General features: G+C 67.1%; 22 protein-coding genes. 10 read left to right on the top strand and 12 right to left on the bottom strand.

Features of this window, described 5'->3' with window-relative positions:
• The first annotated feature begins 5 nt into the window (after positions 1 to 5).
• Positions 6 to 1,655: a M48 family metalloprotease gene (locus ACF8NF_RS05330; RefSeq protein WP_392450202.1), complete on the top strand. Its 1,650-nt coding sequence runs from the start codon at positions 6 to 8 to the stop codon at positions 1,653 to 1,655.
• Here ACF8NF_RS05330 and ACF8NF_RS05325 read toward each other — a convergent pair.
• From ACF8NF_RS05325 to ACF8NF_RS05315, 3 genes are all read right to left on the bottom strand, one after another.
• A complete protein-coding gene (locus ACF8NF_RS05325; protein WP_012202791.1) occupies positions 1,629 to 1,976 on the bottom strand; it encodes a phage holin family protein in 348 nt (115 codons plus the stop codon). The genes ACF8NF_RS05330 and ACF8NF_RS05325 overlap by 27 nt on opposite strands.
• A 152-nt stretch (positions 1,977 to 2,128) precedes the next feature.
• Positions 2,129 to 2,587 (bottom strand): hypothetical protein, encoded by a 459-nt coding sequence (locus ACF8NF_RS05320; protein WP_016449386.1) that lies wholly within the window; start codon positions 2,585 to 2,587, stop codon positions 2,129 to 2,131.
• 134 nt (positions 2,588 to 2,721) lie between these two features.
• Complete coding sequence (locus ACF8NF_RS05315) at positions 2,722 to 3,462, bottom strand: TerC family protein (RefSeq protein WP_016449385.1); 741 nt, start codon at positions 3,460 to 3,462, stop codon at positions 2,722 to 2,724.
• A 508-nt stretch (positions 3,463 to 3,970) separates the two neighbouring features.
• Between ACF8NF_RS05315 and ACF8NF_RS05310 the strand changes: the two genes are divergently transcribed.
• From ACF8NF_RS05310 to ACF8NF_RS05300, 3 genes are all read left to right on the top strand, one after another.
• The gene (locus ACF8NF_RS05310; protein WP_017404072.1) at positions 3,971 to 4,402 is read left to right on the top strand and encodes a DUF3717 domain-containing protein; all 432 of its coding nucleotides are present in this window, start codon (positions 3,971 to 3,973) and stop codon (positions 4,400 to 4,402) included.
• A 57-nt stretch (positions 4,403 to 4,459) separates the two neighbouring features.
• Positions 4,460 to 4,639: a hypothetical protein gene (locus ACF8NF_RS05305; protein ID WP_047328055.1), complete on the top strand. Its 180-nt coding sequence runs from the start codon at positions 4,460 to 4,462 to the stop codon at positions 4,637 to 4,639.
• A gap of 140 nt (positions 4,640 to 4,779) precedes the next feature.
• Complete coding sequence (locus ACF8NF_RS05300) at positions 4,780 to 5,469, top strand: hypothetical protein (protein WP_047328054.1); 690 nt, start codon at positions 4,780 to 4,782, stop codon at positions 5,467 to 5,469.
• Positions 5,470 to 5,498: 29 nt separating this feature from the next.
• Here the strand turns inward: ACF8NF_RS05300 and ACF8NF_RS05295 are convergent, their stop codons facing one another.
• Genes ACF8NF_RS05295 through purB form a run of 3 tightly spaced genes read right to left on the bottom strand, consistent with a single transcriptional unit; the run spans position 5,499 to position 8,550 of the window.
• Entirely contained in the window at positions 5,499 to 6,059 is a 561-nt protein-coding gene (locus ACF8NF_RS05295; RefSeq protein ID WP_017404069.1) for a YaeQ family protein, read from the bottom strand.
• A 27-nt stretch (positions 6,060 to 6,086) separates the two neighbouring features.
• Entirely contained in the window at positions 6,087 to 7,208 is a 1,122-nt protein-coding gene (locus ACF8NF_RS05290; protein WP_392450201.1) for an acyltransferase family protein, read from the bottom strand.
• Complete coding sequence (gene purB, locus ACF8NF_RS05285) at positions 7,171 to 8,550, bottom strand: adenylosuccinate lyase (RefSeq protein WP_017404067.1); 1,380 nt, start codon at positions 8,548 to 8,550, stop codon at positions 7,171 to 7,173. Before purB ends, ACF8NF_RS05290 begins: the two co-directional genes overlap by 38 nt.
• A gap of 114 nt (positions 8,551 to 8,664) precedes the next feature.
• Here purB and ACF8NF_RS05280 point away from each other — a divergent pair, with 114 nt between their 5' ends.
• On the top strand, positions 8,665 to 9,285 hold the full coding sequence (locus tag ACF8NF_RS05280; protein ID WP_016449378.1) for a glutathione S-transferase family protein: 621 nt from the start codon (positions 8,665 to 8,667) through the stop codon (positions 9,283 to 9,285).
• A 352-nt stretch (positions 9,286 to 9,637) separates the two neighbouring features.
• Here the strand turns inward: ACF8NF_RS05280 and glnE are convergent, their stop codons facing one another.
• Positions 9,638 to 12,379, bottom strand: a complete 2,742-nt coding sequence (gene glnE / locus ACF8NF_RS05275) for a bifunctional [glutamate--ammonia ligase]-adenylyl-L-tyrosine phosphorylase/[glutamate--ammonia-ligase] adenylyltransferase (protein WP_392450396.1) — start codon at positions 12,377 to 12,379, stop codon at positions 9,638 to 9,640.
• 133 nt (positions 12,380 to 12,512) lie between these two features.
• On the opposite strand from glnE, the gene ACF8NF_RS05270 reads away from it, so the two are divergent.
• From ACF8NF_RS05270 to ACF8NF_RS05255, 4 genes are read left to right on the top strand one after another with little or no spacing between them, the layout of a single operon-like run.
• A complete protein-coding gene (locus ACF8NF_RS05270) occupies positions 12,513 to 16,649 on the top strand; it encodes a YhdP family protein (RefSeq protein WP_016454245.1) in 4,137 nt (1,378 codons plus the stop codon).
• Positions 16,646 to 17,461, top strand: a complete 816-nt coding sequence (locus ACF8NF_RS05265; protein WP_016454246.1) for a carbon-nitrogen hydrolase family protein — start codon at positions 16,646 to 16,648, stop codon at positions 17,459 to 17,461. Before ACF8NF_RS05270 ends, ACF8NF_RS05265 begins: the two co-directional genes overlap by 4 nt.
• Complete coding sequence (locus tag ACF8NF_RS05260) at positions 17,458 to 19,569, top strand: nitrogen regulation protein NR(II) (RefSeq protein WP_016454247.1); 2,112 nt, start codon at positions 17,458 to 17,460, stop codon at positions 19,567 to 19,569. Before ACF8NF_RS05265 ends, ACF8NF_RS05260 begins: the two co-directional genes overlap by 4 nt.
• A 34-nt stretch (positions 19,570 to 19,603) precedes the next feature.
• Positions 19,604 to 20,233: a response regulator gene (locus ACF8NF_RS05255; protein ID WP_312840845.1), complete on the top strand. Its 630-nt coding sequence runs from the start codon at positions 19,604 to 19,606 to the stop codon at positions 20,231 to 20,233.
• A 5-nt stretch (positions 20,234 to 20,238) separates the two neighbouring features.
• Here the strand turns inward: ACF8NF_RS05255 and ACF8NF_RS05250 are convergent, their stop codons facing one another.
• The 3 genes from ACF8NF_RS05250 to ACF8NF_RS05240 form a co-directional block, all read right to left on the bottom strand.
• Positions 20,239 to 21,513, bottom strand: a complete 1,275-nt coding sequence (locus tag ACF8NF_RS05250; protein WP_017404062.1) for an amino acid deaminase — start codon at positions 21,511 to 21,513, stop codon at positions 20,239 to 20,241.
• A 105-nt stretch (positions 21,514 to 21,618) separates the two neighbouring features.
• Positions 21,619 to 22,347 (bottom strand): OmpA family protein, encoded by a 729-nt coding sequence (locus ACF8NF_RS05245; RefSeq protein ID WP_016449372.1) that lies wholly within the window; start codon positions 22,345 to 22,347, stop codon positions 21,619 to 21,621.
• Positions 22,348 to 22,492: 145 nt separating this feature from the next.
• Positions 22,493 to 22,663, bottom strand: coding sequence for a hypothetical protein (locus ACF8NF_RS05240; protein WP_016449371.1), 171 nt, complete (start codon positions 22,661 to 22,663; stop codon positions 22,493 to 22,495).
• Between ACF8NF_RS05240 and ACF8NF_RS05235 the strand changes: the two genes are divergently transcribed.
• A complete protein-coding gene (locus ACF8NF_RS05235) occupies positions 22,662 to 23,846 on the top strand; it encodes a murein transglycosylase A (RefSeq protein ID WP_017404060.1) in 1,185 nt (394 codons plus the stop codon). The two genes, ACF8NF_RS05240 and ACF8NF_RS05235, sit on opposite strands and share 2 nt — an antisense overlap.
• 70 nt (positions 23,847 to 23,916) lie before the next feature.
• On the opposite strand, the gene ACF8NF_RS05230 is transcribed toward ACF8NF_RS05235, so the two are convergent.
• Positions 23,917 to 25,677: an MFS transporter gene (locus ACF8NF_RS05230; protein WP_374006324.1), complete on the bottom strand. Its 1,761-nt coding sequence runs from the start codon at positions 25,675 to 25,677 to the stop codon at positions 23,917 to 23,919.
• Positions 25,678 to 25,836: 159 nt separating this feature from the next.
• Complete coding sequence (locus tag ACF8NF_RS05225) at positions 25,837 to 26,340, bottom strand: Lrp/AsnC family transcriptional regulator (RefSeq protein WP_016449368.1); 504 nt, start codon at positions 26,338 to 26,340, stop codon at positions 25,837 to 25,839.
• Between the last annotated feature and the right edge of the window lie 77 nt (positions 26,341 to 26,417).

Raw genomic sequence — 26,417 nt, 5'->3', positions numbered from 1 at the left:
TGCCCATGCGCCCATCACGCCTGAAGACACGTATCGCCGTCGGCCTGCAGTTGCTGGCGGCCTCTCTCGCCATCGCAACGCATGCACCCGCACAGGCCCAGTTGCGCCTGCCCACGCTGGGCGACGGCGCGGCCACGACGACCAGTGACGAGCGGCGCCTGGGTGACCGCATCATCCGCTCTCTCTACCGCGATCCGGACTACATCGACGATGCGGTACTGCAGGAGTATGTGGAAGGCATCTGGCAGCACCTGGTTGATGCGGCGCGCACGCGTGGCGAGCTGTCGGACGAGTTGGAAGAGCGCTTTGCCTGGGAGATCCTGCTGGGGCGGGACCGCTCGGTCAACGCCTTTGCGCTGCCCGGCGGCTATCTGGGAGTGCACCTGGGACTGATCGGCGTGGTCAGCACGCGCGACGAACTGGCTTCGGTGCTGGCGCATGAATTGAGCCACGTCACCCAGCGCCACATTGCGCGTCTCATTGCCCAGCAGGGCAAGCAGACGCCGCTGATGATCGGCTCGATGATCCTGGGCGCCCTGGCCGCCAGCCGCAGCCCGGATGCCGCCATGGCGATGATGATGGGCGGCCAGGCGCTGGCCGTGCAGAACCAGCTGAACTTCTCTCGCGACATGGAACGCGAGGCCGACCGCATGGGTTATGGCTTGATGGCGCCTGCGGGCTTTGCGCCTCAGGGCTTTGTCACCATGTTCGACAAGCTGCAGCAGGCCAATCGGCTCAATGACAACGGCAGCTGGCCCTATCTGCGCAGCCATCCGCTGACCACGGAGCGCATGGCCGACATGCATTCACGCCTGCCACGCGGCGTTGCGCCCGCGCCCGCCCCTTCCCTGGAACACGTGATGATGGCCGCACGGGCCCGCGTGCTGTCGCGCCCGGGCGTGGACGTGCTGCGCCAGTGGGCCGAGCTGCCGCGCTCCACCAGCTTTGGGAGCCAAACACCGACCCAGCAGGTGGCACAGTTGTATGCCGCCACGCTGAGCGCCGTGCAATTGCGCGATTGGGCCGAGGCGCGGGAAATGTCCGGGCGCCTTCAAGCGGCCACGGCCGCCGATCCCGGCGCCCTGCGGCAGGCCAAGCTGCTGCAGGCCGAACTGGAGCTGACGGCCGGCAAGCCCGGCGCCGCGTTGCAGGCATTGCCACCGCTCTACCTGCCTGCAGCCGCACCTGCCCAGGCCAGTCCCACGGAATCCGTCCCCGCCAAGACAACGGAATCCGTCCCCGCCAAGACAACGGAAAGCGGCCCCAGTCTGGCCACCGTCAATGTGGTCGAAAGCCGTGCGGTGCGCCGGCCCGAGCTGCTGATGCGCACACAGATCCTGCTGCGCGAGCAGGGCGCCGCCAGCATGGCAGGCCCGCTGCAGACCTGGGTGACGGACCACCCGCGCGATGCCAGCGCCTGGCAACTGCTGGCCCAGGTTCAGCGCTCTCAGGGCCAGGAGCTGCGCGCGCTGCGCGCCGAGGCCGAGGCCCAGGTCGCGCACTACGACTATGCGGCCGCGGTGGATCGCTTCAAGGCAGCGCAGGAACTGGCCCGCAAGGGCGGGCCCAAGGTGGATTTCATTGAAGCCTCCATCGTGGACACGCGGCTGCGTGCCGTGGAGGAGCTGCTAAGGGAACAGGCGCGCGAGAAGTGACTCGATGGCCAGGCCCAGCAGCGAGTAGATGAGCGCGCCCAGCATGGCCGCCCAAAAGCCCGCGACATGAAAGCCGCTGAGCAGGCCCGAGGCTGCCCAGAACATCAGTCCGTTGACCACGAAGAGAAACAGCCCGACCGTCACGATGGTCACGGGCAGCGTCAGCACCACGAGGATGGGCCGCAGCACCGCGTTGAGCAGGCCGATGACCAGCGCCGCGATCATGGCCGAGCTGAAGCTGTTGACCTGCACGCCACCATAGAGATAGGCCACGACCAGCAGGGCACCGGCGCTGAGCAGCCATTTGATCAGGATTTTCATGCGGGCAGCATAGCAGCAGCCAGCAGATCCGGGTTGAGGCGGCGCACTGGGAACCGTGGACCGGAGAACTCCATGAAAAACGGCATCCCGTTTTCCGGGATGCCGTCCTGACAGTGATCGCCTGACCAGAGCAGCCAGGCAGATGCAAGCCTTTAGACCATCGCTTCCTCGAACACCAAGCCCATCAGCGCGCCGATGGCCGCCAGCGTTCCCGGAAGATTCCAGCGCCGGCCCAGCGGGGCTGCAGGCGCCACGGCTGGGGCCGTGGCTTCCTGCTTGGGGCGGCGCGCATCGACGATCTGGGCCGCGCCATGCTCCTGCTGGAGCTGGGCCACCAGTTCGGCCAGCGGCCCCTTGGCCAGCACCGGCGTGATTCGGCCTGCACTGTCACCGAACACCGGCAGCAACTGGGCAAACAGCTTGTCGGCCCACTTGCCGCGCCAGCTTTCGCGTGCGCTGTGGCTCACCCATTTGCTGACACGGTGGGTTATGCGCGGTGCGCAGGCCACCAGCAACCAGTGCGAGGACTGGGCCTGCGGCGAGGCGGCCAGGGCCTGGACCAGAGGCAGAGCGTAGGAAGCGTCATCCACGTAGACGATGATGGGGTTCAAAGCAAGTCCTTGTCGAACTGGGTTTGCGGGGTGGGACAGGCGGGCGGTCAAAGCCGCCCTTGCACTGGATTGTCGCGAATCGGCGCGGGAGGCCAGACAGGCCAACCCGGCGCCAACCTCAACTTTTCAGGAAATCAAGCTCCGTGGGCATCCGCCTTGGGAGCAGGACGGCGCGAAGCGATGTACTTGCCCAGTGCCAGCACCAGCAGGGCTCCGAACACGCTGGCACCGTACTTGAGCATGTCGGTCTGGGGCAGCTTGACCATCCAGTCCCACTTCTCCGTATTGGCGAAGACGGGGTCGGTGACCAGCATGCCGCCGGCAATCCAGCCCAGCAGCATGCCGCCGGCCACGATGATGATGGGGAAGCGCTCCATCAGCTTGATCACGAGCTGCGAGCCCCAGACGATGATGGGGATGGAGATCAACAGACCCAGCACGACCAGCAGCAGCTGGTGTTCGCCCGAGCTCTGTGCGGCGCCGGCGATGGCGATCACGTTGTCCACGCTCATCACCAGGTCGGCGACGATGATGGTCTTGATGGCCGCCAGCAGCTTGTCGCTGCCCTGGATGTTGTCATGGCCATCTTCATCAGGCGCAATCAGCTTGATACCGATCCACACCAGCAGCAGTGCGCCGACAAACTTCAGGAAGGGCAGCGCCAGCAGCGTCATCGCGAAGGCGATCAGGATGACGCGCAGGATGATGGCGCCAGCCGTGCCCCAGATGATGCCCTTCTTGCGCTGCGCGGGCGGCAGCTTGCGGCAGGCCAGCGCGATCACGACCGCGTTGTCCCCGCCCAGCAGGATGTCGATGATGATGATTTGGCCCAGGGCCACCCAGAACGGGGCGTGAGTCAGAAAGTCCAAGTCCATAAGGTCCTCGCTGTTGAGTACGGCCGGCGGGAACTCCTCCCTCCTGGAGAAACACCCACCAGCACAGAAAGACCGATGCGACGACACAGCGCCTACCCGGGCAAGGACATGCCTGGCTCAGGGGAGAACACCTTGATCGACCGTCATCAGGTCCATCAAAGGTCTTGCTCGGCTGCGGTATGCACCGCAGCCCGGAAGGCCGGAAGCTTGCGCTTCGTATTGACGACCATTCCGATGCCGGCGCGGTGGCTTTGCAACCACCCCTGCCGGCAGAGAGCTACTCCCCTTCGAACCTGCGGATTGCAACACAAAGCCGCTGCGGCACGCAAGTGAAAAAACCCTTCAATTCCACGGAAAGCACAAGCAACACATCCCGCACTCCTTTTATACATCTGCCCCCAACGCTTCACTATTCATAGCAACCCTGAAGTTGATGGAGTGTTGCAGCAGTGCCCGGCCGAGGACTGGCATGCGCCTTATCATCGCTGTCCCTTCCCCTTGCCCGTCCATGACCGCACTGCACATCACCGATATCGAAGCCGCCATCAACTACTGGCGAGAGCGCCACCCGTCCCCGGACGGCGTGCTGCTGCAGCCCGAAGTACGGGCCCTGGCCGAGGTGTACGCGCTGATGATCTTCTGGCATGAGACCGAAGTGCAGGTTGAGGGCTTTCCCTCGCACGCCATGGCAGCCTGGCTGGCCTGGTACGACACCACCCCCGATACGCCCTGCATCGCCATCTGCTCCACCAGCCAGGGCGACGAGAAATGCAAGGGTTGTGGCCGCAGCTTCGACGAAGTGCAGATGTGGACCGCCATGGAGCCACCACAGAAGCGTGCCGTATGGCGCAGGATCACGACAGAAGGCGACTCCTGGCGCTTTACCCGCTATGCAGAGCGTGCGGCCGAGCGCGCGGACATATCGCGCAAACCCGGCTGATTGCCGTATATCGCACCGAACCAGTGCGATGTTGCAGGCGGCCTAACATCAGTCCCCATGCTGCAGACCGCCGCTTCCAGCCACCGCCGCCCCCGCCCCTGCATGCGCCTCACGGCAAGTGATGCGGGGAGCGCGCGCGTGCCGGCCGGCAAGGCCTGGCCTGCCACGGCCGCTCGCCTGCGCGAGCGCGATGCAGCGCGGCTGAACATCGGCCCCAGACAGGCCGCACGGTCTTGATGCGCTGCCCTGCGCGGAACCGGGCAGCGTCGCTTCACTGAATCCGCTCTTCTTGCGCCGCCTTCACCTTGAAACTGAAGGCGGTTGGGTTTTCACGCGTCTGCCGGGCCACAAGGCCTGCCGACAAAGCGAGCTTTGCCGTGACCTGTCTAGCCTTTGCCCCAGCCGGGCCCTCGTTTTCCTCCCTCTGGCGCCATCTGCGTGATGCCGTGGCGCATCGCGCCTCGGCCCGCTTGCGGCCGCACCACGTCACCGAACTGCGCATCGACGTGATGCAGCCGCTGGTGGAGGGCGAGCTCGAAGCCATTCATGAGCGCCTGTACCAGCCCGGCAACAAGCTGCACGGCCTGGAGCGACGTCCGCTTCACGATCCGCAGTTCCAGCTGCACTGGCGGGAGGCCGACGGCGAATGGTTTGCCTACGTGGAGGATATGGAGCGGCGCTGCCTGGCCGGCTACACGGTGTTCAATCGCCTGGTCGAAGTGGACAAGCGCACCGACCGCCGCGTGCGCTCGCCCCATTCGCGCTTTGCGCCGGACTACCAGCGGCGCGGCATCGCCAGCGCCGTCTACCGCAGCGTGCTCGATACGGGCACCTGCCTCGTCAGCGGCGCACGCCAGTCGCCGGGTGCCCACGGCCTGTGGAACCATCTGGCGCGCAGCTATGACGGCCGCTATGTGGGCATCACGGAGAGCAAGTCGCTGATCCATCTGGGCTGCAATGTGCCCGACGATGTCATGGACCGGCTGTCCACTCGCCGCATGCTGCTGGGCGCGGGCTGGACGGTGGAGTCCTTCGCCCAGGCCGTCCGGATGCAGTTGCCTGACTGAGACAGTGGCTTGCTTGGGCCAGTGCCCGGCTACTTCCAGCGCAGCGGCTCGATGAAGACCGTGCCTAGATTGCTGCTGAGCGTCAATGCGCCTTCCTGGATGGTGGCCTGCAGTTGCATGCTGCGCTCGGCCAGCTCCGCCAGCGACTGGGAGGTTTCGGAGGGAATCCGCCAGACCTGCAGCTTGTTCAGTCGTGCCAGCTTGCCTTCCAGGCCTTTCCACCAGACTTCCGCCGCATGGTGGAAGGCGTAGAGCACTACGGCATCGGACTTGTTGCATGCCTTGGCGATGGGCTTTTCCTCGGGCTGGCCGACCTCGATCCACAGGCGCTTGGCTCCCGTGAAGTCGGTCAGCGAGACATCGGGGTCCTCGGGATCGGACAGGCCCGCGCCAAAGGCCAGCGTGCCGTCGCCGTTGCACATGTCGCTGAGCTGGTGGGCATTGAGGGCCAGGGCCACAAGGCGCACCATCATGCGCTCGTCCGTTTCGCTGGGATGGCGAGCCAGGGTCAGCGCATGGTCGGCGTAGTAGCCGTGGTCAATGTCGGCGATGGACAGGTTCGCCTTGAAGATGGTGGATTTGAGGGCCATGAGAAAACCAGGGACAGCGCATGGCCATCAGGAGGACAGATGCGCAGGAATATCGAGGGAGGATGAGACAGCCGGCTTGCGTGGCTTGAAGACCAGCGCCTTCTTTTCAACAAGGTGCCAGGACAGCATCGCCAATAGGCCAGCCCCCACAAGACTGCAGGCCAGCGCCGCTCCAAAACCGATCCGGCCTGAAAAGTACCAGACCACTGTCTGTTGAACGGGAAAGGCGTAAATGTACAGGCCGTAAGACAAATCACCAAAGCGACCAGCTTGTCGCAGCAGGGGTGTGCTGGCGGAGCCCAGTATCACCGCGAGCACGGCCATTGCCAGCAAAGGCGCTTGCAGCACCAGGATCAGAGGTCCTTTGGCATGCAGCAGCACGCAGCCGGCCAGCAATAAGGCAAGGGCCAGCATCCGCCGGGAGATCCAGAGATGGCGCCAGCACGCCAGCGTGGCGCCAAGCGAGAACACCATCGCATACTGCAGCGCGAACGACCATTCAGGAATGGGCTCGCCAGGCTCGATGCTGTAACGCCGCCACAGCGCCACCATCAATGCCACAAAGACCAAGGGTGCGGTATAGCGCCAACGCAGCAAGCCCAGAGCGCCCGCCACAGCCAGCATCACATAGCAGCCGACCTCCAGTGGAATGGTCCACAGCGGCCCGTTGACTGCGGCGCGGATCACATTCATCTCGAATACGCCAGGCAGCTCATATCGAATCTGCAGCCAGAGATTGCTGAAATATCCCCAGGTCAGCGGCTGCTCCAGATACACCCTCAAGGGGATCGAACTCACCAGCGGCCCCAGCACCAGGGCACACAGGGCCACAGCCACGGTCAGACCCGGCCATATACGCAGCACCCTGCGAGTAGCGAATCGACCCAGATGGGGATCTGCCAGCCAGGATAGCGTCACCAGATAGCCGCTGATGGCAAAAAAGATGACGACGCCCACGGCCCCAGGCTCGTCGTAAAGCAGCTTTGGGATCGGTAACCCAAGGACCGCGAACTGGTGGCTCCAGATGACCAGCAAGGCTGCCAGCAGCCTGAATGCGTCGAAATTATTGGAGCGCAGGGCAGTCCCAGCCCCTAGGGCCACTTGCACCAACTCAGACGCGGCGCGCCAGCTCGGCCGCCTTGCCCACATAGGAGGCAGGCGTCATGGCCAGCAGGCGGTCCTTGTCGGCCTGGGGGATTTCCAGGCCGTTGATCAGGCGGTGCAGGTCTTCGGCCTGCACGGTCTTGCCGCGCGTGACTTCCTTGAGCTTTTCGTAGGCGCCCTGCACGCCGTAGCGGCGCATCACGGTCTGGATGGGCTCGGCCAGGACTTCCCAGGCGTTGTCCAGGTCTTCCTGCAGGCGCTCTTCGTTGAGTTCGAGCTTGTTCAGGCCGGTCATCAGCGAGCTGTAGGCCAGCGTGGCATAGCCCATGGCCACGCCGATGTTGCGCAGCACGGTGGAGTCGGTCAGGTCACGCTGCCAGCGCGAGATGGGCAGCTTTTCGGCCAGGTGCTTGAGCAGGGCGTTGGCCAGGCCCAGGTTGCCTTCGGCATTCTCGAAGTCGATGGGGTTGACCTTGTGCGGCATGGTCGAGGAGCCGATCTCGCCGGCCTTCAGGCGCTGCTTGAAGTAGCCCAGGGACACATAGCCCCAGACATCGCGCGAGAAGTCGATGAGGATGGTGTTGGCGCGCGCGATGGCGTCGAACAGCTCGGCCATGTAGTCATGCGGCTCGATCTGGATCGAGTAGGGCTGGAAGCTCAGGCCCAGACCCTGGGGTTCCGGCGACTCGATCACGTTCTTGCTGAAGGCTTCCCAGTCGAACTCGGGCCAGGCGGAAAGGTGGGCGTTGTAGTTGCCGACGGCGCCGTTCATCTTGGCCAGGAGCTTGACCTCGGCAATGCGCGCGGCTGCCTTTTCCAGGCGCACCAGCACGTTGGCGATTTCCTTGCCCACGGTGGTGGGGCTGGCGGTCTGGCCGTGCGTGCGGCTGAGCATGGGCACGGCAGCATAGGCATGGGCCATCTCGCGCAGCTTGGCCGTGATGCCGGAGATTGCAGGCAGCAGCACGCTGTCGCGGCCGGCGCGCAGTTGCAGCGCGTGGCTGGTGTTGTTGATGTCTTCGCTGGTGCATGCAAAGTGCACGAATTCGGCGGCCTTGAGCAGCTCGGGACGGCCGTCGAACTTGCCCTTGATCCAGTACTCCACGGCCTTGACGTCGTGGTTGGTGGTCTTCTCGATGTCCTTGATGGCCACGGCATCGGCCTCGGAGAAGTTCTTCACCAGGTCCTGCAGATAGACGCGCGCGCCTTCGGACAGGGGTTTGAACTCGGCAAAGCCGGCATCCGACAGGGCGATGAACCAGGTGACCTCCACCTGCACGCGGCGGTGCATGTATCCCATCTCGCTCATGATCGGGCGCAGAGGAGACAGTTTGGCGGCGTAGCGGCCGTCGAGCGGGGACAGGGCGGAGATGTGCGGCAGATTCATGGGCCGTGATTGTAGGTGCGCGCGGCAAAAACGGGGGCCGAGGGGGAGATCGCCGGGCAGCGCATAGAATCTGCTGCCCGCCCATGGGCCGCCTCTTCGCCACGGAAAATTGCCATGAAACTGATAGGTTCCTCCACCAGCGCCTACGTACGCAAGGTACGCGTCGTACTGGCAGAGAAAAGGCTCGACTATCAGTTCGTCGAGGAAAACCCCTGGAGCCGCGAGCTGTCGCCCGGCACCGGCAACCCGCTGGGCAAGGTGCCGCGCCTGGTCATGGACGGCAGCGATGCCATGTTCGACTCGCGCGTGATCGTCGAATATCTGGACACACTTTCCCCGGTAGGCAAGCTGATCCCCGGCACGGGGCGCGAGCGCGCCGAGATCAAGACCTGGGAAGCACTGGCCGATGGCCTGCTGGATGCCGGGGCGCTGGCCCGCCTCGAAGCCACTTGGGATGGCCGCAGCGAAGAACAGCGCTGCCAGGCATGGATAGACCGCCAGCTTGCCAAGGTGCGGGCTGCACTGAACGTGATGTCCCAGGGCCTGGGCGACAAGCCGTATTGCTGCGGCATCCACTTCACCCTGGCCGACGTGTGCGTGGGCTGTGCCCTGGGCTGGCTGGACTTTCGCTTTCCCGAGCTGGACTGGCGCGCCGACCACCCCAATCTGGCCGCACTGCAGGCCAAGCTGGCCGAGCGTGCCAGTTTTGCAGCCACGCGCCCTCCCCAGCCCTGACGCCGCACCAGCCCGGGAATGCAAAAAGGCCACCCGATGGGTGGCCTTTTTGCTGGCATAAAAAAGTTGCGAAGCATCCCGAAACGAATAAAGAGAGGGAGGGAGGAGAAGCGCTTCGGGCGGAACAGTTCAGGACTGTGGCCCCAGAGGCTTCGCAACGTGAAATTCGGTCTGGATACTCTCTCTCAACAAGCTGTTCAATAGATGAGCTACTTTTGCAGAAGTTCCAGGGGTCGTGGGCAGGAAAAATGTAACATTTTGAGGATGCCCGCGATCCTGCTGTAGGCCAATTTCCACGGATGCTGAAGTGAAGGCGTTCGCAGCCGCAAGCCGCCTTCTTTGCTTCACATCGTCAAGCCGCAACGGCGTTGGCGAAAACCGCATCCCACAAGGCCTTGACGGGCGCACTCAGCGGCTCGGCCTGCCCTGGCACCAGCTGTGCCGAGCGCTCATCCAGCCGTGCCACGTGCTGCAGGCGGCGCAGTTCGCGATAGGCCCGGGCCGCCTGCTGGCCTACGCCGGCCGGGATCAATCCTGCCTGTTCGGCGCGCTGCAGCAACGCGATATTGCCGAGGTTGGCCATCAGTTCCGGGTGCGAGGCCGATTGCGAGAGCACGAGGTACTGGACCGCGAATTCCACATCGACCATGCCGCCCGGGCTGTGCTTGACATCGAACAGGCCGCCGCGCACCGGATGGGCGCCGCGCACGCGTTCGCGCATGGCGACGATTTCGTCGCGCAGCGCCGAGGCGTCGCGAGGCGCGGTGATCACAGCCTCGCGCACGGCATCGAAGCGGGCCTGCAGATCGTCGCTGCCCAGCACGAAGCGCGCCCGCGTCATGGCCTGGTGCTCCCAGGTCCACGCCGTGTTGCTGCCGCGCTGCTGCTGGTAGTTGGCATAGGAGGCGAAGCTGGTCACCAGCAGGCCCGAGTTGCCGTTGGGGCGCAGCGCGGTGTCGATCTCGAACAGGTCGCCCTCGCCCGTCTTGACGGCCAGCCAGTTGATGAGCTTGCGCACAAAGGCGGCATAGATCTCGGAGGCGTGTTCGTCTTCGTCATCGAAGACGAAGACGATGTCCAGGTCGCTGCCGTAGCCCAGCTCCTTTCCGCCCAGCTTGCCGTAGCCGATGATGGCGAACTGCGGCGACTCGCGGTGGCGGTTCTTGAGCCGGCTCCAGCACCAGCTGGCCGTCACCCGCAGCACGCAGTCGGCCAGTGCGCTGAGATCGTCCGCCACCTGCTCGACCGTGATGCGGCCTTCGATATCGCGCGCCAGCGTGCGAAAGACCTCGGCATGGTGGGCGCGGCGCAGCAGGTTCAGCAGGGTTTCGTCATCGTCCTCGCCCGTGGCCTGCAGCGCGGCCAGGCGCAGGGCCAGCTCATGCTCGAAGTCCATGGGCGAGAAACGCTCGCCCAGCATGGCTTCGTTGGCCAGCTCGTCGATCACGCCCGGGTGCTGCTGCAGGTAGCGCGCGGGCCAGCGTGCCGCGCCCAGCAGGTCCAGCAGCCGCTCGTGCACGGCGGGGCGCTCCAGCAGCAGGGCCAGATAGCTTTCACGGCGCAGCAGCGGCTCCAGCCAGTTCAGAAAGCGCAGCGCGGCGTCTTCGGGCACGCTGCGCTCGGCCACCCATTGCGCCGTGCGCTGCACGAGTCGAAACAGCCGGCCGCGCGCCTCGTCGCGCAGGTTGGCGATGCGGGCATTGCCGCGCCAGTCGGCCACATGGGCGGCCAGGGCTGGCGGCAACTGCTCCATGAGGCCGTCTATCTCGCGCGGCGTGCCCTGGGCGGGGCTGCGCGCGCCGTTGCAACGGCCCGAGCCGCACTGGGGCTGGGCCGAGCCGCCCAGCAGGGTGTCGAATTCCTCGGCCACCTTTTCACGATGGGCATCGAGCTGGTGCAAAAAGGCGCAGGCATCGGCAAAGCCCATGGTGCGCGCAATCCATTCCAGGTCATCGTCGCGGGTGGGCAGCACATGGGTCTGCTGGTCGTCCAGGTACTGGATACGGTGCTCGACACGGCGCAAAAAGGTGTAGGCCGAGCCCAGGGCGTCGGCCACTTCCTGGCTCATGAGGCCGGCGCGCGCCAGGCGGCCCAGCGCCTCCAGCGTGGGGCGGCAGCGCAGTTCGGGGAACTGACCGCCACGCACCACCTGCAGCAGCTGCACGGTGAATTCGATCTCGCGGATGCCGCCGCGAGAGAGCTTGACGTCATTGGAGCGGCCCGGATGGCCCGCGCTGCGCCGCGCCGCATGCTCGCGGATCTGGCGGTGCAGCGAGCGCAGCGCATCAAAGACCGCGTAGTCCAGGTAGCGGCGAAAGACAAAGGGCAGGACCACGGCACGCAGCGCCTGCACCTGCTGGGAGCGCACGCAGTCCATGGGCGCCACGACGCGGCTCTTGAGCCAGGCAAAGCGCTCCCACTCGCGTCCATGGGTCTGCAGATACTCCTCCAGCGAGGCCAGCGAGACGGCCGAAGGCCCCGAGTTCCCGTTGGGACGCAGCGCCAGGTCCACGCGGAAGACAAAGCCGTGCTCGGTGGTGTCGCCGATCAGGCCGTAGATGCCCTTGACCACGCGCGCGAAGTACTCGTGGTTGGAGATCACCCCGCGCCCATCGAGCAGGCCGGCGGTGTCGCCGTCCTGCTCGTAGACGTAGATCAGGTCGATGTCGCTGGAGACGTTGAGCTCGCGTGCGCCCAGCTTGCCCATGCCGATGATCCACAGCTGCACTGGCCGGCCGTCGGGGCCTTGGGGCACGCCATGGCGCGCGTCGAGCTCAGCGCGCGCCTGGATGCAGGCGCGCTCCAGCGCCAGCTCGGCCAGCTCGGTCACGGCGCGCGTGACCACGGCCAGCGGCGCCTGCTGCTCGCAGTCGAGCACCATGGTGCGCTCCATGACCAGCTGGCGCAGCACACGCAGCGCAGCCGACAGATCCAGGCCACGCTCCAGCAGTGCCGCCAGGGCCTGCTCCATGGACGCGCGCTCGGGCGGACCCGGCGGCAAAAGGCTCAGCTCGTCGCCATAGCGACGGTGCAGCCGTTGGTGAAAACGGGAATAGGCGGCCTGTGCGGGGACATTCAAGGCCGTACCTGCCATTGCGTGAACTGAGGATTGCATACGGAACGCGAAAGAAGCGGCCACTCACGCGCAGAGGGATTGCAGCAACCCTTGGTTACCGCCCAGGCCCTGAGGGCGCCGGTCATAATTCCCGTCATAGCTGATGCCGCCGATGATCGAACCGAAACCGCACCCCACACGCCTGACCCGTTGGATGGCCGGCCTTGCGCGGTGGTCACTGGGGCTGGTCCTGGCCTTCTGGCTGGTCCTCGCCTCCGTGTGGGGGGTGCTCCATGGCTGGATTGTGCCGCGAATCGGCGAATGGCGTCCTCAGCTGGAATCCCTGGCCTCACGCACGCTGGGCCTACCGGTTCGCATAGGCAGCATCACGGCCCGCAGCGAGGGATTGGTCCCCCGCTTCGAGCTGGGCGACGTGGTGGTGCAAGACCCCGAACATTCGGCAGACGCCCTGCGCCTGCCCAGCGTGGTGGTCGCCGTTTCGGCACGCTCGCTGATGCGCCTGGGCGTGGAACAGATCTACATAGACCGTCCTGAACTCGTGGTGCGCCGCGCGGCCGATGGCCGAGTCTTCGTGGCCGGTATCGAGATCAGCCCTTCGGCCGGCGGGGACAATGCCGCCGCCGACTGGCTGTTTTCGCAGACCGAACTGGCGCTGCGCGGCGGCAGCCTGCTGTGGTTGGACGAACTGCGCCAGGCTCCGCCGCTGGCCTTGCGCGATGTGGACCTGGTGCTGCGCAACAAGGGCTGGGGCCACGGACTGCGCCTGGATGCCACGCCGCCCGAAGGCTGGGGCGAGCGCTTCATGCTGACCGGCCTGTTCCGCGAGCCGCTGCTGTCCACGCACGAGGGCAACTGGCGCCGCTGGAGCGGCCAGGCCCATGCGATGTTCACGCGGATCGACCTGTCCCAGCTCGGCCAGTACATAGACACCTCTGGCTTGCGCCTGCAGCAGGGCCGGGGCGCGCTGCGCGCCTGGATAGACCTGCGCCAGGGCCAGCCCGTGGGCGCCATGGCCGACGTGGCCGTGAACGCGCTGCAGCTGCAGTGGCGCGAAGACCTGCAGCCGCTGAAGCTGCAGGCCCTGACGGGCAGGCTGAGCGTGCAACACCAGGACGGCTGGCGCTTCGCTGCGCAGAACCTGGAATTTTCCACGGGCGACGGCCTGCACTGGCCGGCTGGCAATCTGCGCGCGCGCTACAACCCCGCCGGCGCCAGCACGCAGGGGGCGCTGGGTGAGCACGGCGAGTTCCAGGCCGATGGCATTGACCTGGCCATCCTCGCCCAGCTGGGCCAGCGCCTGCCGCTTCCAGAGCAGGTGCAGCAGCACCTGGCCGATCTGGCACCGGCCGGCCGCCTGCACCAGTTCCAGGGAAGCTGGCGCGGCCCGCTGGAGTCCTTGCAGCAGTACAAGGCCAGTGGCGAACTGCAGCAACTGTCGATCAACGGCGTGGCGTCGTCCGAAGGCCCCGCGGCGCCGGGCATGCCCGGCCTCAAGGGCCTGAACGCGCGCTTCTCGCTGGACCAGGACGGCGGCCAGGCCCAGCTGGAGATGGAGGGCACAGAGCAGCGGCCGGCGTCGCTGTCGTTCCCCGGCGTGTTCGAGGAGCCCGAGATCCCGCTGCACCGCCTGCAGGCCAGCCTGCGCTGGCAACTGCGCGGCCAGGCCATCAGCGTGCAGGTGCCCAGCCTGCGCTTTGCCAATGACGACACCGAAGGCGAGGCCCGCGCGCAATGGCATACCGGCGACGGCAGCGACAGGCAGCCGCGCTTTCCCGGCGTGCTGGACCTGCAGGGCCAGCTGCGCAACGCCGATGGCACGCGCGTGCACCGCTACCTGCCGCTGGAGATTCCCGCCGACGCGCGCCACTATGTGCGCGAGGCCATACACGCCGGGCGCGCGAGCACGGTGAACTTCAAGGTGCGCGGCAACCTGGACCACGTACCCGCCGACAAGCCCAGCCAGGGCGAGTTCCACATCGCGGCCAAGCTGCATGACGTGCACTATGAATATGTGCCGCCCCATCTGCTCACGCATGGCGAGGCGCCCTGGCCGGCCCTGGTCGATCTGTCCGGCGAGCTGGTGTTTGACCGCTCCTCCATGGCCGTGCGCAATGCGCGCGGCCAGTTCGCCGGCTATCCGCAGCTGCAGATGCGCGACATCCAGGCCAGCATTCCCAACCTGGCCCACACCGAGGTGGCCGTCACCGCCAAGGGCCAGGGCCCGCTGGCCGACATGCTGGGGGTGGTCAAGACCTCGGCCCTGTCGGCGCTGACCGGGCACGTGCTGGACGGCAGCGAGGCCACGGGCGCCGCGCAACTGGCCCTGCAACTGCAATTGCCCATCGACCATCTGGACCGCAGCAAGGTGTCCGGGCAGGTCACGCTGGCGGGCAACTCGCTGCAGCTCGATGACGAGACACCGCACCTGAGCCAGCTGCGTGGCGCCGTCAAATTCTCCGACACCGGCTTCTCGCTGGTCGGCTTGCAGGCGCGGGCCCTGGGCGGTGAGCTGCGTGCCGATGGCGGCATGCAGGCGCTGGCGCGCAATGCGCCAGCCACCGAATCGTCCGTCAAGGTGCGGGTGCAGGGCACGGCCACGGCACAGGGGCTGCGCGATGCCAGGGAACTGGGCTGGGTGGCCGACCTGGCCCGCCATGCCGAGGGCCAGTCGCCCTATTCCCTGCTGCTGAAGGTGCGCCGTGGCACGCCCGAAATCCAGGTCCAGTCCAGCCTGCAGGGCATGCGCATCAACCTGCCGGCTCCGCTGGGCAAGGCCGCCGAGTCCATCCAGCCGTTGGCCGTGAGCCACCAGCTCGCGCCCGCCAGCTTCGCCGCGCCCGATGCCCCGCTGCGCGACCAGATCAGCGTGCAACTGGGCGACACGGGCTCGGTCTTCTATGAGCGCGACATCAGTGGCAAGCACAGCCGCGTGCTGCACGGCAGCATCCTCATCGGCCAGGAAGCGGGCACCGCCCCCACTTCGGGCCAGGGCGTGCAGGCCCATGTGCATTTGCCGCTCTTCAATATCGACGACTGGCTGGCGCTGGCGCCGCAGTCCAACGGCGCCAGGCCAGAGCCCGCCGACGCCGCCACGGACCCTGCGCGCGAATACCTTCCCGATCGGCTGAGCCTGCGCGTCAAGCAACTGCAGGCCAAGGGGCGGCAGCTGCACGATGTGGTGGCGGGCATTTCGCGCGATGGCGGCTCGTGGCACAGCAACCTCACCTCCCAGGAGCTGGATGGCTATGTGGGCTTTCGCGAAGGCACGGACGCCCAGCCCGAAGGGCAACTGGTCGCCCGGCTGTCCCGCCTGACGGTGCCGGAGGCCAAGTCCGAACGCGTGGACGCCCTGTTCAACGAAGGGCCGCGCCAGCTGCCGGCGCTGCAGATCGTGGTGGACGACATGCACCTGTCGGGCCACGCGCTGGGCCGCCTGGAGGTCGAGGCCCGCAACCGCCCCGTGCCCGGCAACGCGGCGGCGCGCGAATGGCAGCTGTCGCGCTTCAACATTTCCACGCCCGAGGCCACGCTGACGGCCAACGGCCAGTGGCGCCTGCCCCAGGGGCAGTCCGAGCATCCGGGGCGCAGCCAGCTGCAGTTCCAGCTGGACCTGCGCGACGTGGGCAAGCTGCTCACGCGCTTTGACATGCCCGGCGTGGTGGGCAATGGCAAGGGGAGCCTGCAGGGCTCGGCGGGATGGACGGGCTCGCCCATCACGCCCGATTTCCGCAGCCTCTCGGGCTCCATGCACCTGGATGTGCAGACCGGCCAGTTCCTCAAGGCCGAACCGGGCCTGGCCAAGCTGCTGAGCGTGCTCAGCCTGCAGGCGCTGCCACGCCGGCTGACGCTGGATTTCCGCGATGTCTTCAGCAACGGCTTTGCCTTCGACTTCATGCGCGGTGATGTGCAGATCACCGATGGCGTGGCGCGCACCAACAACATGCAGATGAAGGGCGTCAACGCCGCCGTGCTGATGGAAGGCACGGCAGACCTGGTCCAGGAGACGCAGAATCTGCACGTGGTGGTGGTGCCCGAGATCAACGCGATGACCGCCTCCCTGGTGGCCACGGCCATCAACCCCGTGATCGGCCTGGGCAGCTTTCTGGCGCAGGTGCTGCTGCGGGGCCCGCTGATTGCGGCAGCCACCAAGGAATTCCGCATCGACGGCAGCTGGGATGATCCCCAGGTCACTGCCTTGCCGCGCCGCCGGGCCGCAACGCCCTCTGACACACCGTCGCGCACGCCCTCCACCGCCACCGAGTCAGCCCCTTCAGGAGAGAACCCATGAAAATCGCAGCCCTGCAAATGGTGTCGGAACCCGATGTGCGCGCCAACCTCGACCAGGCCATGGCCCTGCTGCGCCAGGCGCGCGAGCAGGGCGCCGAACTCGCGGCCCTGCCCGAATACTTCTGTGCCATGGGCCTGCGCGATACCGACAAGCTGGCCTACCGCGAGAGTTTCGGCCAAGGCCCCATCCAGGACTTCCTGGGCCGCGCCGCGCGCGAGCTGCAGCTGTGGATCGTCGGCGGCACCCTGCCTCTGGTGGCCGATGACGATGCCCACGTGCTCAACAGCTCGCTGGTGTTCTCGCCCCAGGGCGAATGCGTGGCGCGCTACGACAAGATCCACCTGTTCCACTACGACAACGGCCGCGAGCGCTACACGGAGGCCGCCGTGGTCCAGGCCGGCCACACGCCCGTGACCTGCGACATCACCTCGCGCGAGGGCGAGTCCTGGCGCCTGGGCCTGAGCGTGTGCTACGACCTGCGCTTTCCCGAGCTGTACCGCCGACTGGCCGAGCAGGGTGCCGACCTGCTGCTGGTGCCCGCCGCCTTCACCCACATCACGGGCCTGGCCCACTGGGAGGTGCTGCTGCGCGCCCGCGCCATCGAAAACCAGGCCTACCTGCTGGCGCCCGCCCAGGGCGGCCACCATGAGAACGGCCGCCGCACCTGGGGCCACAGCCTGCTGGCCGACCCCTGGGGCATGGTGCTGGCGCAGCAGGCCGAGGGTGCAGGCGTGGTGCTGGGCGAGATCAAGCGCGAGCGCCTGGCGCATGTGCGCCGCCAGTTGCCGGCCCTGGAGCACCGCGTCCTGTGAATCCGCTGCACCTGTCCACGCCCGCCCCTGCCGAAGGCCGCTGGCCCTGGCGCCGCTGGCGCACTGCCTGGCGGCGCTGGTCGCTGTGGAGCCTGCTGGTCGCTTTGGTGGCCAGCATGCTCATCACCATGGTCTGGCTGGCCGGACGCTATGAGGCCTCCCAGGTCCAGGACAAGCTGGAGCGCGACACCGCCAATGCCGTGGCCGACATACGCGCCGCCCTCAACCGCAACCTGCAGGACCTGCAGGCGCTGAACGCGCCCGACAACGACCCTGCCGAGTGGAAGACCCGCGCCGCCGAGCTGCTGCAGGTGCGCCGCGAGCTGATGCGCATCGAATGGCGCGATGCGGGCCTGCAGATCCGCTCCCATGCCGAGACGCCCTACCGCAACGTGCAGTGGGAAGACCAGCTGCGCACGCAAAACACCCATCCGGAGGCCGTGCTGACCTGCACCCACGCGCGCCGCCTCAACGGCCCGGCCTACTCGCCCAGCTACTTCCAGCTGCTGGCCGAAGGCCTGGGCACGGAGATGATGGAGGTCTGCCTGCCATTGACGCAAAGCGGCCACATCATCGGCTTTGTCATCGGCACCTACAGCCTGCAAAGCCTGCTGATCACCCAGGTCAGCAAGAACCTGCCGCGCACCCAGGAAGTGTCCTTCACCGAGCCGGACGGCACGCGCCTGGCCCTGCTGGGCGCCTCCTGGCGCGGCACGCGCATGTTCACGGCGCAGCAGCTGCTGGACCTGCCGGGCAGCACCCTGGTGCTGCGCATGGACAGCTGGCACCGCGCGCCCAGCGTATTCCCCAACGTGCTCACGGCCCTGGTGACGCTGATGTCCATCGCCCTGGTGTCCGTGGTCGCCGTGCTGGTGCGCGACAACCGCCGACGCCTGCGCGCCGAGCGCGATCTGGGCGATGCGCTGGCCTTTCGCAAGGCCATGGAGGACTCGCTGGTCACGGGCCTGCGCGCGCGCGATCTGCAGGGCCGCATCAGCTATGTGAACCCGGCCTTCTGCAGCATGGTGGGCTTCACGGCCGAGGAACTGCTGGGACTGAGCATTGCGCCCTACTGGCCGCCCGAGCGCGCCGAGATCTACGCGCGCCGGCGCGACAGCCGCCTGTCCGGCAACGCCCCGCCGCCGCGCGAGGGCCATGAAAGCATCTTCATGCGCAAGGACGGAACGCGCTTTCCGGTGTTGATCTTCGAGGCGCCGCTGATCAATGCCCAGGGCCAGCACACCGGCTGGATGAGTGCCTTCATCGACATCAGCGAGCAAAAGCGCATGGAAGAGATCTCACGCGCCTCGCAGGAGCGCCTGCAGGCCACGGCCCGCCTGGCCACGGTGGGCGAGATGGCCTCGCTGCTGAGCCATGAACTCACCCAGCCGCTGGTGGCCATCTCCAGCTACGCCACGGGATCGCTGAACATGCTGGGGAGCGACGATGGCACGGGCACAGGTGCAGGTGCGGGCAGCGCCATCTCGGACCATGAAGCCCGGCTGCGCCAGCAACTGCAGGACCTGCGCATGGCCATGGAGCGCATCAGCTTCCAGGCCGACCGCGCAGGCCGCGTGATCAAGAGCGTGCGCGATTTCGTGCGGCGGCGCGACCAGTCCCGCGAAGTCATAGGCGCCGCCGAACTCATAGACGCCGTGCTGCCGCTGATCAGCCTGCAGGCACGCAACCTGGGCGTGCGCGTGACCACCGACATCGAGCCCGGCCTCCCGCCCGTGCTGTGCGATCCGACCATGATCGAGCAGGTGCTGCTCAACCTGGCGCGCAACGGCATGCAGGCCATGGACTCGCCCGAGACCATGGAGCGCGAGCTGCAGCTGCGCGTGCGCCGTGCGGCCGCCAGCACGCGCCGCAGCTGGGTGGAGTTCGCCGTCATCGACTGCGGCACCGGCATTCCCCAGCATGTGGCGGAGCAACTGTTCACGCCCTTTTTCACCACGCGCAACGAGGGCATGGGCCTGGGCCTGAGCCTGTGCCGTACCGTGGTCGAGCAGCATGGCGGCCACCTGCAGCACAGCCCCCACAGCCCGCGCGGGACCGTCTTCGCCTTCACGCTGCCGGCGCACAGCCCTGCGCAGGTGCAGGCATAGATGGCACCAATGGAACAAATGGAACAATAGGCCCATGGAACCTGTACCCGACGCCACCGTCTACATCGTCGACGACGACACCGATGTCCGCGAAGCGCTGGCCTGGCTGCTGCGCTCGCGCCGCCTGCTCAGCGAATGCTATGACAGCGCAGAGGCCTTCGACGCCATGCTGCAGTCGCGCCCATCGCCACGCAATCCCTGCTGCCTGCTGCTGGACATGCGCATGGGCGGCATGAGCGGGCTGGCGCTGTTCAACCTCATGCTGGAACGCAACCAGATCGCAGGCATGCCCGTGATCTTCCTGACCGGCCATGCCGACGTACCCACGGCCGTGGACACCGTCAAGCGCGGCGCCTTCGACTTCTGCGAGAAGCCTTTCTCGGACAATGCCCTCGTGGACCGCATCGAACAGGCTCTGGAACTGTCGGCCCAGCACCAGGCCGAAACCCGTGCGCGCGAAGCCGTGCGTGCACGCTTCAACGAGCTGACGGAGCGCGAGCGCGACGTGATGCGCCTGGTGGTCGAGGGCATTCCCAACAAGCTCATCGCCGACCAGCTGGACATCAGCGTGCGCACCGTCGAGGTCCACCGCGCGCGCGTCTTCGACAAGATGCAGGTCAAGTCGGCCGTTGAACTGGCCAACCTGCTGCGCACACACGGCTGACCCCTTCAGAAATACGTGGCAATCACGTCCACCACGTCATAGCGGTCATTGACGACGGCCAACTGCCGCCATTTGTCAAAGGTCAGGCAGGGGTGGGAGATGTCGAAGGCCAGCATGTCGCCTATGCGCAGGCCATCGTCCTCGGCCACCTTCAGGAAAGCATGCTGGTCCATCATGGCCGTGACCTCCCAATGCGGTGGCGCCGCCACGGGCGCGGCATCACCGGGGCGGTAGCGCAGCGCGGGCCGGGGCGGCACGGCCTCGAAGGCGGTATCGCGCTTGCCCAGCGCCACGATGGCGCGGCCGGGCTCGGGCAGCGACTGCACATAGGCCCAGACCTGCAGCGCAGGCTGCAGGCTGGCACGCATCTGCTGCGCCACGGGATTGGTCTGGTCGATGCGCCGCTGCGCTGCCTGGTAGATGCCCGCGTCATGCGTGAGATAGCAGCCCGGGCGCAGCACCAGATCCAGCGGACCGCCGATGTCGGCCTTGCCGAACTCCTGGGCCACCACGTCATACCAGGCCGAGCCGGCGCCGGTGAGCACGGCCGGGCTGCGCTGCAGCCGGCCCTCGCCCGCCAGCCGCTGGAGCCAGTCCACGGCGCGCCGCAGCAGGGTGCGGATGGGTTCTTCTTCCTTGAGCACGCCCTCGTAGACCTCGATCCCGGCCAGTCGCACGCCGGCACCGGCCCGGGCCAGCGCGTCCAGCAGCGGCTGCATCTGCGCATCGGAGCGAACGCCCGTGCGCCCGCCGGGCGGGCCCAGTTCGATCAGCACCTGCACGGACCGGCCCGCTGCGCCAAAAAAGGCGGCCAGCTGCTCGACCTGCTCGGCACAATCGACCAGGCAGAAGAACTCGAAGCCGGGATCGGCCAGCAGCTCGGCCACGGCCGCCATGTTGCGCCGGCCGATCAACTGGTTGGCCATGAGCACGCGGCGCACGCCATGGGCATGGGCCACGCACGTCTGCTGAGCGGTGGCCAGCGTGATGCCCCAGGCGCCCGCGTCGATCTGCTGGCGGAACAGGCGGGGCGCCATGGTCGTCTTTCCGTGGGGCGCGAGCTGGGCGCCGTAGGCATCCACAAAGCGCTGCATCCAGGCCAGGTTGTGCGACAGGCGCGACTGCGACAGCACGGCCACCGGCAAACTCAAGTCTTCCCGCAGCAGATTCCAGCCCTGCGCGGCAGCGTCCTGCGGCGTGCAGGGGGCGGACAGCGCGCCCAGGCCCTTGTCGAGCGGGCTGACCACGTCGGCCGCGCCCGCTGTGCTTGCTTCACTCATACGACTCCCCATTGATGGATGGGAGCCAGCATAGGGCAATGCCGGTGCCCGCCCACGCAAAAACGCCCCGCGTTGCGGGGCGTTGCATCTGGCACAGAGCCCGGGTCAGCGGGGCTGCTGGTACTGGGGCTGGTATTGCGGCTGCTGGTACTGCGGCTGCTGTTGATACTGGGGCTGCTGCTGGTGCTGCTGCGGGATCTCGCCCACGAAGATTTCCACGCGGCGGTTCATGGCACGGCCGCTGGCCGAGTCGTTGGAAGCCACGGGCTGGTGCGAGCCACGGCCTTCGGTGGCGATGCGGGCGCCCGAGACGCCTCGCATGGTCAGGTAGTTGCGCGTGCTGTTGGCGCGGTCCAGCGACAGCGGGTTGTTGATGGCATCCGAGCCGGTGCTGTCGGTGTGGCCGATGATGCGCACCTCGGCATTGGGGTTGTTGCGCAGGCCCTCGGCGAAGCGGTCCAGGATGGGAGCGAAGTTGCCCTTGATGTCGGAACGGTTGGTATCGAACGAGATGTCGCTGGGAATGTCAAGCTTGAGCTGGTTGTCAGCCGTCTGGCTCACGTTCACGCCCGTACCCTGGGTGGCCTGCTCCATCTCGCGCTTTTGCTTTTCCATGTTCTGCGACCAGATGTAGGTACCCAGTGCACCCACGCCAGCGCCGATCACGGCACCCGTGCCGGCCCTGCCGCCGGTGACGGCGCCCAGCACGGCGCCGGCTGCAGCGCCCACGCCAGCGCCCGTGGCCGTGCGGCGCTGGGTGTCGCTCATGTTCGCGCAGCCGGAGATGAACAGTGCGGCCGCCGTTGCGGCGGCCAGAACGATGTGCTTGCGCATTGGAAACTCCTTTTGAATCTTGGGAACGCACCGTGCGGTAGCGCCAGGGTCCCCATTGTGGAAAGCAGGCTGCGCACAGCCTATCAGTGCGGGCAGGGCATACCCGTAGGACGGCGCCCGCTCCGCGAGGCTGCCTCCACGGCCGTCACGGGCCGCTGCGATCCTGCCCGGGAGAGGGTTTGTCTGGAGACGGATGCGAATCCCGTGGCGTGTCCACGGGCAACTCGCCCTTGCGGCGTCCGGAGAACATGGTCCACCACACAATAGCGACCAGAATCACCAAGGCCAGCAGTGCTTCGAGCAAAATCAACCCCATGAATTTCCACCTCCTGCGCCATGCCGCGATGGCGCTGATTGTAGGGACGCTGGTCGCCTGCACGACCACCACCAAGCCGGTCTACGACCCCTCGCCCGTACCCGATCTGCAGCCGGGCGGCTCTCCCGCCGTCACGCCCAGGCCCCCGCTGGTCACCAACACGCCCACCAAGAGCCGCTGGATCGCGGCCGACTGGAGCGAATTGCCCGGCCTGCAGGAGGACGCGCTGCACGAAGCCTGGAATGCCTGGCTAAAGAACTGCGAACGACCCAGTTCGGTCTTCGCAGGCCTGTGCCGCGATGTGCGCCAGCTGAGCATCGCCACGGGCGACGAGCAGCGCGCCTGGCTCATGGCCAATCTGCAACCCTACCGCATCGAGGCGCTGGGCGGCGGCCCGGACGGCATGCTGACCGCCTACTACGAGCCGCTGTTCGAGGCGCGGCGCCTGCCCGGCGACGGATTCAACGTGCCCCTGTACAAGACGCCGGCCGGCGCCGGCTTCGGCAGCCGCAAGCCCTGGTTCTCGCGCCAGCAGATCGAGACCCTGCCAGAGGCCCAGGCGGCCCTGGCAGGCCGCGCCATCGCCTGGCTGCGCGACCCCGTCGATGCGATGGTGCTGCACATCCAGGGATCGGGGCGCCTGAACATCACCGAGCCTACAGGCGCGCAACGCACGATCCGCGTCGCCTTTGCGGGCACCAATGACCAGCCCTACAAGAGCGTGGGCCGCTGGCTGCTGGACCAGGGACTGGTGCGCGACGCCACCTGGCCCGGCATCAGCGCCTGGGTGGCCGCCAACCCCGGCCGCGTCAATGAAATGCTGTGGAGCAACCCGCGCTACGTCTTCTTCCGTGAGGAGCCGCTGGAAGGCCTGGACCTGCAGTTCGGCCCCAAGGGCGCCCAGGGCGTGGCCCTGACGCCAGGCCGCTCCATCGCCGTGGACAAGCAGAGCATCCCCTACGGCACACCGGTCTGGCTGTCCACATCCGGGCCCACCGTGGCGCTGAACCGCCTGGTCTTCGCCCAGGACACGGGCAGCGCCATCGTCGGCGCCGTGCGCGCCGACTACTTCATGGGCTGGGGCCCCGAAGCCGGCGACCTGGCAGGCCGCATCAAGCAGAACCTGCGCCTGTGGGCCTTCTGGCCGCGCGCCCTGGCGAGCCAGGCACCGCACTTGAGGTGATTCCCTGAGCGGCTACGCCGCTTCCCCCTCTCTACTCGCTTCGCGAGGGAGGGGGAAGGCGCGCAGCGCCTCAGGGGGTATCGAAGTACCTCGTGACGCGCGGCGGTTCCTTGCCCTTGTGATACGCCAGCTTGCGGTCGCGCAGCGCCACGTCGGCGGCGGTGACGCGGTCGAAGCGGCGAAGGTGCTCGGTCCATGACTCGTCGATGATCTGCTCCACGTAGCGCTCCGGGTGGCTCATGCTGTGCAGCAGGCTCCAGCCCAGCGCGCCCTGGCGCATGCGGCTGCGGCGGCTTTCCTGCATGAGGGCGCGGAAGGCCTCGGCCTGGGTGGGGTCGATCTGGTACTCGATGGTGACGACCACGCGGCCGGCTTCGGGGATGTTGACCTCGGGGCGCTGGAAGGCCTTGGAGGGGCTCAGGTCCTCCTCGATCTGGCGGTCGCGCACCAGGCGCTGCACCAGCAGCATGCAGGCCACGCCGCTGGCGGCCGCCACCATGAGGCTGCCGCGCACGCCCACCATGCTGGCCACCTGTCCCCAGAGCGCGGCGCCTGCCGCCGTGCCGCCCATGATGGACATCTGGTAGATGGACATGCCGCGCGCCCGCACCCAGTTGGGCAGGGCCATCTGGGCCGAAACGCCCAGCACGTTGGCCGTGGAGATCAGCGCCATGCCGGCCAGCATCATGGCCGGCACCGCCATGTAGACATTGGGCGACAGGGCCACGGCCAGCGTGGCCAGCGCATGCACGGCAGAGCCCGACCGGATCAGCCTTTCCTTGGACATGGCCTGGCGCAGGCGTGGCAGGAACATGGCGCCCACGATGGCGCCCGCCCCCATGGAGGCCAGCAGCAGCGTGAAGGTCTCGGCGCCGCCCCCGCCCTCGGTCGGGCCGTGCAGGCGCTGGGCCACCAGGGGCAGCAGGGCCATCACCGCCGTGCACTGCAGGAAGAAACACACCGTGCGCGCCAGCACCGCATGCATGCGCGGCGACTCGCGCACGAACTGCAGGCCCACGCGCATGGCCGAGGGCAGGCGCTCGCGGCCCAGCGGGTTGGCCACGTGGCGGCGTTTCCAGCGGATCAGCACAATGCCCGAGATGACGGACAGCACGGCGTTCAGCACGAACACCCAGGCACTGCCCAGGCTGGCGATGATGGCGCCTGCCACCAGGGGGCCGATGATGCGCGAGGCGTTCATGGCCACGGCATTGAGCGCCATGGCCGAGGGCAGGTGGTGCTTGGGAACGAGTTCGGGAATCAGCGCCGAGAACACCGGCCAGCGCATGGCCAGGCCGATGCCGTTGGCAAAGGTCAGCACCAGCAGCCAGTGCGCCGTCATCCGGCCCGAGAGCACGAACAGGCACAGCACCAGAGCCACGGCCGCCACCCAGAACTGGGTGACGATGAAGTAGCGGCGCCGGTCCAGGATGTCGGCCAGCGCACCGCTGGGCAAGCCCAGCAGGAAGACGGGCAGCGTGGAGGCCGATTGCACCAGGGCCACGAGCACGGGCGAGGTGGTCAGCGAGGTCATGAGCCAGGCCGCCGCCACATCGTTCATCCACATGCAGGTATTGGCCGCCATCCAGATCAGCCAGAGCATGCGGAAGGTGGGGCCGGACAGCGGCGCCCAGACGCCCTGCTGGGCCTGGGCCGTCTTCTGGCCTTCGGCCTCGGCGGCCGCCCTGTCGGCAGCGGCCATGCCGGACGGGTCCTCGAGCAGGGTGCCCGGCGCCCCCGCGCCCGAGGGCTCGGCCGGGGGCTGGGTGGAAGGCTCGGTTTCTGAGGCGGGTGGCTGGGCGGGGTCTGGTGTTGATTGTTCTGCGGCCATGTGTCCCGATTCTCGGGCCAAACGCAGGGTGGCGCCAGAAATGGTTGCCTTACTAATAACCACGATCACCACCTTGTACGACAACCGTTTTTCGCTCCTGTTACAGGAGCACACTGTCGCTTCGGCGCGACCTTCATAGGCCAGTCCGCCGGCCTGCGGCTACTGGCCAGGCAGTCCCTGGCCCGCCATGGGTCCCAACTGGGACAGCGGCAGCGCATGGCTGGACTTGATCTCGCCCAGCGAGAAACTGGTCTGCATGTCCTTCACGTTGGGCAGGTTCAGCAGCGTGTTGCGCGCGAACTGCGCAAAGCTGTCCAGATCGCGCGCCACCACCTGCAGCTCGAAGGTGCCGGTGCCGCTGATGTAGTGGCAGGTGACCACCTCGGGCAGCTTGCGGATGGCGTCCTCCATCTCCAGCGTCAGCGTGCCGGCCGTGCGCACGGCGTCCAGCCGCACGAAGGCCAGCACGCCCAGGCCGATCTTGTGGCGGTCGATGTCGGCGTGGTAGCCGCGGATGAAGCCCGCTTCTTCCAGCGCCCGCACGCGGCGCCAGCACGGCGCGGCCGACAGGCCCACGCGCTGGGCCAGCTCGGCATTGGTCAGGCGCGCGTCGGCCTGCAGGTGGCCGAGGATGGCAATGTCGAATTTGTCCAAAGTTTGCACAAAACACCATTTTCAAGAAAGATCCTTGCTCAGGATACTTGAAACAGCGCAAAGAAAGCAAAGACCTATCAGACGAG

This window comes from Delftia sp. WSY_22 (genome assembly GCF_043104185.1).
Lineage (GTDB): Bacteria > Pseudomonadota > Gammaproteobacteria > Burkholderiales > Burkholderiaceae_C > Comamonas > Comamonas tsuruhatensis.
This window is presented reverse-complemented; position numbering and strand designations above follow the sequence as displayed.